9 protein-coding genes are annotated in these 12559 nt (G+C 41.7%); 4 read left to right on the top strand and 5 right to left on the bottom strand.

Annotated features, from left to right (window positions below; all coding sequences use genetic code 11):
- Nucleotides 1–68 precede the first annotated feature (68 nt).
- Together devC and AB0756_RS38615 are read right to left on the bottom strand one after the other, a co-directional pair.
- The gene (gene devC, locus AB0756_RS38620) at nt 69–1244 is read right to left on the bottom strand and encodes an ABC transporter permease DevC (RefSeq protein WP_038079515.1); all 1176 of its coding nucleotides are present in this window, start codon (nt 1242–1244) and stop codon (nt 69–71) included.
- The gene (locus AB0756_RS38615; protein WP_038079516.1) at nt 1241–2557 is read right to left on the bottom strand and encodes an ABC exporter membrane fusion protein; all 1317 of its coding nucleotides are present in this window, start codon (nt 2555–2557) and stop codon (nt 1241–1243) included. The genes devC and AB0756_RS38615 overlap by 4 nt, the downstream gene beginning before the upstream one ends.
- A gap of 228 nt (nt 2558–2785) precedes the next feature.
- On the opposite strand from AB0756_RS38615, the gene AB0756_RS38610 reads away from it, so the two are divergent.
- From AB0756_RS38610 to AB0756_RS38600, 3 genes are all read left to right on the top strand, one after another.
- Entirely contained in the window at nt 2786–3634 is an 849-nt protein-coding gene (locus AB0756_RS38610; protein ID WP_038079520.1) for a TetR/AcrR family transcriptional regulator, read from the top strand.
- 502 nt (nt 3635–4136) lie between these two features.
- Nucleotides 4137–6248 (top strand): bifunctional arginine dihydrolase/ornithine cyclodeaminase, encoded by a 2112-nt coding sequence (gene argZ, locus AB0756_RS38605; protein WP_038079521.1) that lies wholly within the window; start codon nt 4137–4139, stop codon nt 6246–6248.
- Between the two features lie 86 nt (nt 6249–6334).
- Nucleotides 6335–6874, top strand: coding sequence for a DUF2085 domain-containing protein (locus AB0756_RS38600; protein ID WP_038079716.1), 540 nt, complete (start codon nt 6335–6337; stop codon nt 6872–6874).
- Here the strand turns inward: AB0756_RS38600 and AB0756_RS38595 are convergent.
- On the bottom strand, nt 6871–8256 hold the full coding sequence (locus AB0756_RS38595; RefSeq protein ID WP_167844677.1) for an endo-1,4-beta-xylanase: 1386 nt from the start codon (nt 8254–8256) through the stop codon (nt 6871–6873). The genes AB0756_RS38600 and AB0756_RS38595 overlap by 4 nt on opposite strands.
- Before the next feature lie 982 nt (nt 8257–9238).
- Nucleotides 9239–10528: an RNA-guided endonuclease InsQ/TnpB family protein gene (locus tag AB0756_RS38590; protein ID WP_038079522.1), complete on the bottom strand. Its 1290-nt coding sequence runs from the start codon at nt 10526–10528 to the stop codon at nt 9239–9241.
- 51 nt (nt 10529–10579) lie between these two features.
- Here AB0756_RS38590 and tnpA point away from each other — a divergent pair, with 51 nt between their 5' ends.
- Complete coding sequence (gene tnpA, locus AB0756_RS38585) at nt 10580–10978, top strand: IS200/IS605 family transposase (protein WP_038079531.1); 399 nt, start codon at nt 10580–10582, stop codon at nt 10976–10978.
- 191 nt (nt 10979–11169) lie between these two features.
- Here the strand turns inward: tnpA and AB0756_RS38580 are convergent, their stop codons facing one another.
- Nucleotides 11170–12258 (bottom strand): glycosyltransferase family 4 protein, encoded by a 1089-nt coding sequence (locus AB0756_RS38580; RefSeq protein ID WP_038079720.1) that lies wholly within the window; start codon nt 12256–12258, stop codon nt 11170–11172.
- Nucleotides 12259–12559 lie beyond the last annotated feature (301 nt).

Below are 12559 nucleotides of genomic sequence, written 5' to 3'. Positions count from 1 at the left end.
ACGGCGGGAAACCCGCCTACAGGGCTGGTCTCACCATTAGCCATTAGCCATTAGCCATTAGCCATTAGCTAAAACATATCCGCAGGATCGGCTGATTGCAGTTTTCGAGTAGCGATCGCACCCGATATGAGACACATAATGATGGTGAGGATAAGGACGAATACAGCTCGTGAGAGAGTCATGTAAATGGGTAGGTTGGTTGCATTTCTGGTTAAAGAGTAAAGACCGAGGGGTACTATAGCCCCAGGAATAAAGCCTAGAAATGCTAAGATAATAACTTCTTCAAATATGACTCCAAGTAAATAGAGATTTTGATATCCCATTGCTTTGAAGGTAGCGTATTCTTTAAGATGGGCATTGACATCTGTGGAAAGGACTTGATATACGATGATGATCCCAACCATGAATCCCATTGAGACTCCCACCCCAAAGATAAAACCAATAGGGCTTTCTGATTGCCAAAAGTTTTGCTCAAATTGAATAAATTGCTCGTGGGTTAAAGCTTTGACATCATCCGGTAAGTAATTTTGTAGCGCTACAGCTACCTGTTCTGCATTATAGCCAGATTCAAGGTAGATTAAACCTAGATTAATACTTGCTGCTTCTCGCTTGGGAAATAGCCGTAAAAAGTTTTGGTCGCTGGTAATTAAGTTACCATCAGCCCCAAAGGAAGTTCCCAGTTTGAATAACCCAGCAAGCGTAATGGTTCGATTTTCTATTTCAGTTGTTGCTGTTTTTCCTTGTTCAATTTGAGCAATAACTTCCTGATACTTTCCTTTAGAATCTCGGTCAAATAAAAAGTTATCTGTCAGTTTTATCTTATCTAACTGTTGGTTGACTTCTGCTAGCTGGAAAGCCGAACGGTCGGGATTAATACCCATAACTTGAATGGCTGTTTCGCTGCGAGTTTGAGGATTTTTCCACGTAATGACGTTAACGTACATTGCTTCTGCTGCTTTCACTCCTGAAAGAGAAGATGCTTGATACAATCGCCGTCGGGAAAATGTGGATAAATTTTGCATATTACGAGCTTTAGGGCTGATTAAAACAATATCTGCATCCAAAACTCGGTTGAGGCGTGTATTACTGTCATACAAAGCGCTTTGAAAACCCAGCTGCATAAACATGAGAACATCAGCAAAGGCTATCCCTGATAATGCTACAAGCAAACGGCTTTTTTCGCGACTCAGTTGCAGCCATCCTAAAGGAGTTCGTCGTTGTAATTGTTGGATAAATCCGATCAAATCTCAATCACCGCCTTGACTTGTAAGTTAGTTAACTTTGCTGCTTTTGTACTGGAAGCATTATCGAGTCGTATATGGACTTCCACAACTCTGGCGTCAATATTGCTGCTGGGATCTGTGTTGACAACGCTTTGGCGCTTCACTTGCAAGCCTATTAAATCAACTTTTCCTTGCAATTCTTTTGAGAAAGAATCACTCGTGACTCTCACTTGCTGTCCCAGACGCACTTTATTAATATCACTTTGATAGACTTCTGCAACAACGTACATTTGGCTTGTTTGTCCAATTTCAACAATGCCATCTTGCGATACGACTTCGCCCGCACGCGTGTGTATATCTAAAATTTGACCGTTTTGTGGCGATCGCACGTAAGCTTGTTCTAAATTTTTCTTAGCCTGATTGACTTCTGCTATAGCGTCGTTGACTTCTGCTATAGCCAATTCTATATCCACCGGGCGGACTTCGGCTATCTTTTGCAATGTGGCTTGAGCTTCATTAACTTGTCGCTTACCGGTGGTATTGATGCGGGAAAGAACAGCTTGGGCTTCGCTCAGTTGTCTGCGACTCGTGCTATCGATACGGTTTAGGACTGCTTTGGCTTCGTTAAGCTGCTGTGTTGCTGTATCTAAACTCAAACGTTTGCTGTCAAAAGAAGATTTAGAAATCGCACCTTCTATTGCAAGCTGCTCGTAACGTTTGTATTCAGAGCGAGCATTATTCAATTCTGCTTCTAGTTTTCCAATGGTTGCTTGTTGCGCTGTTTTATCTCCTTCCCATTGCGCTTTAATTCTAGCTATGGTTTCTTCTTGAGCGATTTGATCTCCCTCCCACTGGGCTTTTAATCTGTCAATTTGAGCTCTTTGGGCGTCAATCTCACCGCGTTTTGCACCCGCTTTAACCTGAGCAAGGTTTGCTTGCTTGATTTTTACCTGTTCTTGCGCCTTGACTAAACTGGCTTGAAGTCTATCTTTGCTATCAAGAATGGCGATCGCTTGTCCTGCTTTGACTTCTTGTCCCTCCTTTACCAAGAGTTGCTCGACTCGATTTTCTTGAGAGGATGTGGGTGCTGAAACTTTAATGACTTCTCCCTGTGGTTCTAGCTTTCCTAAAGCAACAACCTTTGTGACTTTAGGTGCGATCGCTTGAGGTACTTGAGGCTGACTCGATTCTTTCGCCTGAAACTGCTGAAGTTGGTAGATTGTGACTCCACTAATAACGAGAGTTGTGGCAATTCCTAAGACGAACACGGGGTGGCGCTTTTGTTTGAAAGATACAGAACTGTTAGATGTTGTCTTTGTTGCATCACTCACCATAGGTGATTTGCCTCGTCAGTTATGACATTAACTAAACTGTTTAGTTTTCTTGCTTATTTATAAACTAAACTGTACAGTATATGGATGTCAAGGGGAGAGCGCATACATAAAATATAGTTATTGAAAAGCTGTAGGATAGAAAAACTCGCTATTTAGTAGAAAACCTGTTTGTCAGACTTATTTTCTGACAATTCAAAGAAAACACTATATAATGTAGCCTTATTTAAAATGAAAGAAACAGAAGACCAGACTCCAGAGCGCAAGCTTTCCGAAGAGAAGGTTGAAGCCATTCTCTCAGGAGCAATACAAGAGTTCTTAACACATGGATATGCTGCTACAACAATGGATCGGGTCACAGCAGCAGCGGGTGTATCTAAGGCAACTGTTTATAATTATTTTCAGGATAAGGAAGGATTATTTACTGCCCTCATACAAGAATTGATCCTCAAGCAGTATCAAGCTGCTTTTAATCCTCAAAAAGCCCTCTCAGCGGAGGGTGAAGTGTCTGATATTCTGCGCTTAGTAGCAGTTTCCCTTATGGATAAAGCAACAGGCGATGAACGGGTTATGGGATTAATGCGCTTGGTAGCTGGTGAATCGGGACGCTTTCCGGAATTAGCACGAGCTTTTGTTCGTAACATGGAAAAACCAGCTTTACAAGACCTCACTCAATTTCTGGCTTGCAGTCCTCTCAATCTACCCGATCCAGAAGCATCTGCACGAATTTTTTTGGGGGCGTTGGTTCATTTCATGTTGGTTCAGGAAGTATTCCATGGTAAAGACATTCTACCTATGGAACGCGATCGCCTGATCGACAACTTGGTTGGCTTGTTTGCAGCCAAACAAACTCCACAGCCTTCACCATCAGATCCATTTTCAGGAACGAAGCAAAAATCTCAAAGACGTAACCGTAAGGATTCTGGGAAATTTGAGCGAGACTATTCCGAACCCAAGCGTCTGAGATCTATCCGACTGACAGATACAGCTTGGGAAAACTTGGCTGCGATCGCAGCTAAAAATCAACTGACCCGGAGTGAAATTATTGAAATCATTGCTCGCAATGAGGATGCGATCTAAAAATATGTACACCAACGTGTATATACATGGGTGGCTAAAGATTGAGTACTTTTGTTGAGTAGATATGCTGTATATACATGGATGGAATGATTTATTCTTATGGTTAGTATTTTCTCGTTCTCAAGGAGAACCTGTAAAAAGGAAAAGGAGCTTAGCAAAAATTAACAATACTCGTAACGGTAAACTCTAAGCGAATATACAGAGGAGAAACAAACTAAGCAAGCGGTATTGCCGAATTACAGCATAATTCCAAAGCTTTAAGTCCAACTCCCTTCTCCCTAAGGAAGAAGGGTTGGGGATGAGGGCAACTTCGTTATCTCTCCTGTTTGATACCTTGCACACTAGGGCTAGAATATAGCATGACCTTTGTGCCTTTATTAACTTAATCAGTAGAAATTTTTACAGAAATGTAGTAAATTCTACAGAAAAAAGCTCAAACAAAAATCTGTATTGAAAAAAAAGGCAAAAAAGGTTTAGCATCTAACCCCAACTGTAAACTTTTATGGATTCCCGGATTCGCTTTTTGATGTGCTCCCCCGACCACTATGATGTGGACTACGTTATTAACCCTTGGATGGAAGGGAACATTCACAAGTCATCTCAAGAACGTGCTGTAGAACAGTGGGAGAAACTGCATCATATCCTTAAAGAATATGCAATTGTAGACTTGGTGCCACCTCAGAAAGGTTGGCCAGATATGGTGTTTACAGCTAACGCTGGCTTGTTGTTAGGGAAAAACGTTGTCCTGAGTCGTTTTTTACACAAAGAGCGTCAGGGGGAGGAACCTTACTTCAAGCAGTGGTTTGAAGACAACGGCTACACTGTTTACGAACTGCCTAAAGATTTACCATTTGAGGGTGCGGGAGACGCACTTCTGGATCGGGAAGGACGCTGGCTGTGGGCTGGATATGGTTTCCGAACAGAGTTAGATTCTCACCCCTACCTGGCAAAATGGCTGGATATTGAGGTGCTGTCTTTGCGCTTGATTGATGAGCGATTTTACCATCTAGATACTTGCTTCTGTCCTTTAAGTAATGGCTATCTGCTATACTACCCTCCCGCTTTTGATTCCTACTCCAATCGTTTGATCGAAATGCGGGTTCACAAAGATAAGCGCATTGCTATTGCAGAAGCAGATGCGGTTAACTTCTCTTGCAATGCGGTGAATGTTGACCACATTGTTGTCATGAATAAAGCTTCTGATGCTTTAAAAGCACGTCTGGCACAAGTCGGGTTTCAAGTCATTGAAACTCCACTGTCTGAATTCTTGAAAGCTGGGGGTGCGGCTAAGTGCTTGACACTGCGAGTCACCGAACCAGTACGGGAAGAAGTTCATGCCAACGTATTGGTTGAAAGTCGCATCTTCCGCATTGAAGGGCATTTGCTGGACTCTGGTTTGATTAACCGTGCTTTGGATTTAATTGTCGATAACGGTGGTAGTTTCCAAGTCCTGAATTTTTCATTGGGAGAACAACGGCAAAGTACTTCAGCGGCGGAGGTGAGAGTGTCAGCACCTTCTCATGAAGTGATGGAAACTATTCTCTCTCTTCTGATTGATTTGGGTGCGGTCGATTTACCGCAGGATGAGCGGGATGCTAAGCTCGAACCCGTGACTCTACCTGGAGTTGCACCTGATGATTTTTATGTCACCACAATTTATCCGACTGAAGTGCGGATTGATGGTGAGTGGGTAAAGGTACACAACCAGCGCATGGATGGTGCGATCGCAATTTCTCAAACTCCCAATGGCTTGTTAGCACAATGTAAAATTTTACGTGACTTGGAAGTTGGGGAACGCGTTGTTGTTGACGTACAAGGTATCCGTACTATCCGGAAAACAGAATCTCGCGAACAACGGAATGCTCAGGAATTTAGCTTTATGTCGGCTGGGGTTTCTAGCGAGCGGCGCGTGGAACTGGTTGTTGAGCAAGTGGCTTGGGAATTACGGAAAATCCGCGATGCTGGCGGTAAAGTTGCTGTAACGGCTGGACCTGTGGTAATACATACTGGGGGTGGCGAACACCTGTCGCAGCTGATTAGAGAAGGATATGTTCAGGCGTTGCTGGGTGGAAATGCGATCGCAGTTCATGACATCGAGCAAGCGATGATGGGGACTTCCCTAGGTGTGGATATGAAGCGAGGTGTTGCTGTCCGTGGAGGACATCGACATCATTTAAAGGTGATTAACACGATTCGTCGCTATGGTAGTATTGCTAAGGCAGTTGAGGCTGGGGTAATTCCTAGTGGCGTAATGTATGAGTGTGTACGCAATGGCGTACCGTTTTGTCTTGCTGGATCGATCCGGGATGACGGTCCTTTGCCAGATACGGAAATGGATTTGATTAAAGCGCAAACTGAGTACGCTAGGTTGCTCAAAGGTGCGGATATGATTTTGATGCTGTCATCGATGCTGCATTCGATTGGCGTGGGAAATATGACTCCTTCCGGGGTAAAGATGGTTTGTGTTGATATCAATCCAGCGGTAGTGACGAAGTTGAGCGATCGCGGTTCCATAGAGTCTGTTGGTGTGGTGACGGATGTGGGCTTGTTCCTAAGTCTCTTGGTGCAGCAATTGGATAAGTTGACCAGTCCTTATACTATTAAGTTAGGTTAAGTTAAGTTGGGTGGGCAATGCCCACCACTTGATTGTTTATTCATGAGCCACAGAGTACGCAGTGGAAAGAAGAAGAGGAAGAGAGAATGGTAGGCGTGACTTCTCGTCAAGGAGTACAAATTCGTTGGGTTAGTTTTATTGCGGATTTCCTACTATCTGGGATGGTGGTTGGACCTCTGGTTGCTCCTTTTTTGGCAGGGTCTGGGTTACCTTTATTACCTATTGTTGCGGATATTATTTATTTGATGGGCCGTCATGTGTGTCCTCAACCCGATATGGGAGTGGTTTTGGCATCACCTCACATTATGGCGGTTTGTATGCGTTGTTACGGAACTGTAACGGGTTTGCTGGTGACTCGCTTGCTGTTTGGGATAACAGGTGGTAAAGGTTTTTACTGGTTGAGTCAGTACGGTTGGAGTGGTGTTGCGGTTGCTAGTGTTTTGATGATGGCTTATCCCTTGGAACTGGCTGCTCAGGTTTTGGGTTTGTGGAGCTTTCACAATTATGTTGTGACTCCTTTTGGGTTGATAACAGGTTTGGCATGGGGTTTATTGACTATGCCGATTTTGCATGGAGGGGTTGTAAACTCCCAACTTCTTGAAGGAAGTCGGGAGTCTGGCGTCTAGGACGTTATACCACTGATTGTCAATCTTCTACCATCAGGTGAAAGAGTTGTGGATACTGTTTGACTGGTAAGGTTTTTGCTGGCTGTGACTTCATAGTCGCCTAGGAATCCTCTGACCTTGAATTCCCCATTAGTATCTGTTTTACCTGTTGTATTCGTCCACCACTGATTGAAGACTAAATCAAGGTAAACCTGTCCGCTGGGCTTTAAGCTCCAATCGGCATTGTAGATGGGCGCATTGCTAAGCCAATGTTTGCCGTCCCAAAAACCCCACATGATAAAGCCTTTTGTAGCTGGATGGCTGAAAACAGCCGTCATAAAGTCACGCGTTACCTCAGCTTGTAATTGTTTGTCAGGTGTCAGCACATCAAACTCAGTAATTTTAATGGGAAGGTTGAATTTAGCAAAGCGATCGAGGGTACTGAGAAAGTCTGGTATTGAAATAGGAAGCTCGTTGAATAAATGACCTTCTATACCAATTCCTTCAAGTGGCGCACCGTTGGCAAGTAGGTACTGAATGATATTTTCGTATTCATCTGCTTTGCTGTTTCTCTCATATAAATTTTGGTTAACGTAGAGAACAGCATCTGGATCTGCCTGATGAGCAGCATGAAATGCATCGACAAGAATAGATTGACCTAAAATTGTCTGAAAATCTGTGTTCTCACAAGGCTCGTTTACAACATCCCAATCGTTAATTTGACCTTTCAAGGCACTAGTCTGTTCGGTGATATGAGAAATGATACGAGTCCGTAAAAAGTTATCTGCAGCTGTCTTTCCCTGTAGCGATAGGGTGTCATTGTAGGCACTCTCCAACTCAGGGGGCGAATTTCTCCAACTAGGCCAAATAAGATTGTGTCCGCGCACTTTCAGGTTTCTACTTTTCAACCAGTTAACTGCTTCTATCGCTTGGGAACGTAATTGCAAGTTATCCCATCGAACCCACTTAAGACTATCTTCATTCACTGCTTCATTAAATAACTGTAAAACGTTATCTCGATACCGATCGCCATCAGAGTTATTCGAGTTCAATAGCAAAGCATCGTCAGTTGCACTCCCAAAGCTGTAGGCGTGGCGCTTCATGGCAACACGTACATCTGCATTAGGGATGGGATTACCACTAGCATCCGTGACTACAACTGTCAAATCACCTTTACGGTATTTTTCAATATTTTGGTTAGCTGTTTCACGCCACGCAGTGTCAGATGAAATTTGGGCTATTAAATGGCTGCTGTTTTCCTGTCGATTTGGGAAATTTGTCTCCTTTGCTTGCGTCAGTGCAATATGAATACCAAATGTCATGACAAAACCGAACAGAGTTGCTAGCAGTGTCACGATCGTTTGCCTTCTCAGTTGGCATTGCTGCTTTTTGCAATTGAACATATTCATTATTTCTAATTTCTTGCTTTTTTACACAAAGATTTTTGCTAAAAACCGGAGTTTCTATCTCACTTAGCAAAGCCAGCATATCATAGTAGCGCAGTTAATATTAACCTGAATTTATCAATTTTTCAGATAAAAATCTAGAATGGTTAAAGTATAAAAATCTTTACTAAAAATCTTGGGTTTAACCATTCTCTTAAACAAGAATCACCTATCTAAAGTTAGAGATTCGTTTGTTATATGACTTTTCTTAAAGTGGCACAAGAGGGTTGCTATAAATGTTCTAAAATTGAAATTAAATGTCAAAAAGCTTTCAACAAACTATGTTTGAGCTTAGCGGAACCTCACTTATAAGATTTTTTCATGAATGATATTCAATCTATAATTTAGAGTTTTATTATTGAAATTTTTATGTTTATCTATTAGAAAATGTAATTTCTCTATCGAAAAATTCAGGACAATCAACACAAATCTCACCCAATGCAAACCCATTCCACTGTTTGGATGACTCCCAAATCACCCTAAAAATTACTAATTTTTGGAAATAGGGGTATAATGAAGCCCACGAGCATCAAACGGTAGACTTTAGCCTTAACGATTCTTATATGGAAATCCTACAAAGAGACGCATATATGCACATCGGATTTATCTCCCTTAAGTACCATGTATAAAAGGAGAGAACTAGGAAATTAAGTTCCCTCCCCTTTACAAGGCTACCCATTAGGTGCATCTTTACTAAAGCTTCCATGAAGCCAGACAAAGCTATGTATTGTCCGGATTTCTCTTAATATTTTGAGAAAGAGCAAGCTAAATTACAAACAATTAGATCTTCGGCGCAACTTTAGCAAGTTGACCTACGAGACTGCTCCTTGTAAGCTTTATCCAATCAAAATTTTAAGATTGTGAAGAAAGATGTGGATTAATGGATCGCTCTTATAAGCAGGGGGAGGGAGTGAATGTATATAGAGTAGTTTTGACATACTCACCGACCTAAAGGTGCGGTGATTCTTGACACTTCATCGACTGATGCGACCGTTGTCGTCTGACTCTGTCTCTGTGTCCGTTTAAGGTCGTGCCGATGCCCCATGCCGACCATTTCTATATTTCTACAGGCATTCTCATCTCTGTCGTGTTCAGTACCGCAATTTAGACACAATACTGAACGCACAGAGAGATCAATTTTGCCCCAACGATACCCACAGCAAGAGCAAGTTTGACTAGTAGGTTCCCATCTGCTAATCACCCTGAATTCCCGGTTAAGCTTTTCAGATTTAGCCTCGCACAATACCCGGAATTCTCGCCATCCCTGCAAGCTGATTGCTCTTGCAAGTTTGCGGTTTTTAACCATTCCTGATACGTTTAAATCTTCCAAAACAATAGTTTGGTTCTCGCTAACTACTTTGGTTGATAACTTATGCAGGAAATCTTTGCGGGTATCAGCGATTTGATTGTGTCGTTTAGCAATCTTTAACCGAGTAACTTCACGGCGTTTAGACCATGATTGTTGTCTTGCTAGTTGGCGTTGTAGTTGGCGAATTTTACGGTCTTTCTTTAAGTAATTTGGGCTAGTTGCTACTTCGCCATTACTCATGACCGCAAAAGTTTTAAGACCTAAATCAATGCCAATGCTTTGGTTTTTAGCGTTGACTTGAATAGGAGCTATCTCTACAACGAAACTGAGGAAATAACGATTAGCACAATCTTTGATGACTGTTACGCTGCTTGGTGCAGATGGTGAGCAAGTTCGAGTCTTGGCGGTTTCCGTCGAGTCGAAACTTGCGAACCCGGAGGGTAGTTGTCTTGACCAAACTGGCTTAACATTGCCAATCTTTGCCAAGTACACTTCATCTCCTTTGATAGAAAATCCACCAATTCTAAACCGTGCTGATTGTCTCCCTGTTTTCTTTTTAAACTTGGGAGTACCTACTTTTTTGAGGCAGCGCGTTGCGGGGGTTCCAAGCGTTGTAGCGACTGCCGTACCTTTTCTTTTACCTTTGAGTGAATCAAAAAAGTTCTTGTAGGCAACACCTAAATCAGCAACAGACTGCTGTAATGGAATGTTAGAAACATTAGACAACCACGATCTTTCATCAGTCTTTTTAGCTTGCGTAATCACCAACTTTTGCAAGTCGTTGTTACTGGGCAACTTTTCAGACTGCTTACAGATAGCCAACGCATCATTCCAAACTACGCGCACACAGCCAAACAACTGAGCTAAACTCTGTTGCTGTTGGTCTGTTGGGTAGAAACGGAATTGATACCTGGCTTTCATAGACAGTGCTATAATTGGTCTACAAAATAATTATACATTGGTCTACAGAGAATGACAAGCCAGTTTCGCAGGGAAAGACACTCTGTTACAGACTTAAAAATTCACTTGGTCTGCGTTACTAAGTATCGTAGGTCTGTATTTACAAAAGAAAGCCTTGAATTAATTGATAAGACGTTTAGAGAAGTAGCTAAAAAGATGGACTTTCAAGTAATTGAATTTAGCGGCGAGGATAATCATGTTCACGCACTTATTGAATACCCTCCTAAATTATCTATCTCTCAAATAGTTAATGCTTTAAAAGGTGTTTCAAGTCGCCGCTATGGACAAGCTCGATACCCGAAACCTAATAAAGATGCCTTATGGAGTCCTAGTTATTTTGCTGTGTCTGTAGGGGGTGCGCCAATTGAAGTTCTAAAGCAGTACATCAGGAATCAAGAAAAGCCGTCCTAGAAGGACGGGGCTTGTATCCCATTCTTTTGGTCAAATCAGTGGTACGTTGATAGGGGCACACGGTATTGTCCTCAAATTGGGTACAATTGAGGTAAAGGAAAACTGCTATAGCTCGCAGTTTGAGAGCCGTTATGAATTTTCTCACTCTTGTAGTGGGATAAGGTGGGAAAAGTATTGTTTGGACATACAAACTAAACAAAAATGGCTGTTCTTACCGGGCTCTCAAATCTCGAGCTGATTTCCATAGCTAAATATTCAACATAATTTTTTTGGTTGTACTGCTTTTGGACTAGTTCGTAACCTCTCTGAGCCTGCATTTGCGCTTTGTACGGATTGTCCAAGAGATTCTGGATTGCTTGTTTCATTTGCTCTGAATCGTAGGGACTAACACCAGTAACTATGCCTTCATCAATCAGTTTGCTAATTATTCCTGGTGTGCGAGTGATTACAACGGGTTTGCAACAAGCCATTGCTTCAAACAAAGTACTGAGTCCGGCTTCTTGTGTATTCTCAACCAAAGGAACAACAACTATGTCAGAGTCACGGTATAATTGTAATAATTCATACCAAGAGTAAAAGCGAGATGACATATTATTTGGAATCAGTTTTGGGAACGATCGCTTTAATTTTTTGGCATTATTTGAGAAAGCGCAAATTTTGACATCTACATCTAAATCCTTGGTAGCATCTGCAAGAGTCCTATAATCCCGTTTTTCTAAACCTCCACTGCCTATAATCGGGCGGCGTTTCTCGTGGGAGGTAGGTCCTGGTGTAAAGAAAGATGCATCTGTCGGTTGTGCTTTCACTTCATAAATTCGATTTTTGGGTAATTGCAAGTATTGGCTGAGAAAAGTAATTTCTGAAGGAACCGTAGAAACAAATAAATCAATTTTATTGGCTACTTGAAATATTTGTAATGCCAGACGACCGCGAGGTCTATTCATGTTGTGAAAATAGCCAATAAGTTTGGGTCGCCTCTTTTTCAGCCCACAAAGAGTTGCTAAAGGAATGCCGACATCCTCACCCGTACAATAAATGATATCATCTTCATCACATTGTAAGGACAAGTTGCGTGCTAAAGCCCAGTGTTCTGGACGACCTATAACCTTTGCAAGTATTCTATCTATTGGTAAAATTTGTTCTTCTCCTGGCTGATGAACTTTTGCTCCCAAACGCTGACTGAGTTCCCAGATAGCGTGAGAGGGAGTCATTCCTAATTGGGCATTTCGTGTCATGCCTTCTAGATCGCATGGGGGACTTAAAGCTATATGGTATTTCAAATTTTTCTCCTTCCACAATTCACTATTAACTCTTTCCAGAGTCTTGTAATTTACTCTCAAAAAAAATGTAAGAATGAGAGAAAATGTTTTGAGTTACAAGTTGTATCATTAACAAAATAATATCAAACATATATGTAAAAAACATTACGATGATTTGTCAAGGTTTTGTATTTTTTGATAAATTTTGTATATAGGAAATGCTATGATTTCGTTCTATTATGAAGATTATGATAATTTTTTATAAACTTTGATTTTTGAGAGCTTTTTTTTGGTAGAAGCTGCTTTTAAACAAAATCTAATC

This window comes from Tolypothrix campylonemoides VB511288_2 (assembly GCF_045999855.1).
Classification (GTDB): domain Bacteria; phylum Cyanobacteriota; class Cyanobacteriia; order Cyanobacteriales; family Nostocaceae; genus Scytonema; species Scytonema bouteillei_A.
This window is presented reverse-complemented; position numbering and strand designations above follow the sequence as displayed.

Excerpts from the sequence above, each read along its gene's own strand:
- AB0756_RS38615 (WP_038079516.1), bottom strand. The coding sequence starts at position 2,557 with ATGGTGAGTGATGCAACAAAGACAACATCTAACAGTTCTGTATCTTTC.
- AB0756_RS38610 (WP_038079520.1), top strand. The coding sequence starts at position 2,786 with ATGAAAGAAACAGAAGACCAGACTCCAGAGCGCAAGCTTTCCGAAGAG.
- argZ (WP_038079521.1), top strand. The coding sequence starts at position 4,137 with ATGGATTCCCGGATTCGCTTTTTGATGTGCTCCCCCGACCACTATGAT.
- AB0756_RS38600 (WP_038079716.1), top strand. The coding sequence starts at position 6,335 with ATGGTAGGCGTGACTTCTCGTCAAGGAGTACAAATTCGTTGGGTTAGT.
- AB0756_RS38595 (WP_167844677.1), bottom strand. The coding sequence starts at position 8,256 with ATGTTCAATTGCAAAAAGCAGCAATGCCAACTGAGAAGGCAAACGATC.
- AB0756_RS38590 (WP_038079522.1), bottom strand. The coding sequence starts at position 10,528 with ATGAAAGCCAGGTATCAATTCCGTTTCTACCCAACAGACCAACAGCAA.
- tnpA (WP_038079531.1), top strand. The coding sequence starts at position 10,580 with ATGACAAGCCAGTTTCGCAGGGAAAGACACTCTGTTACAGACTTAAAA.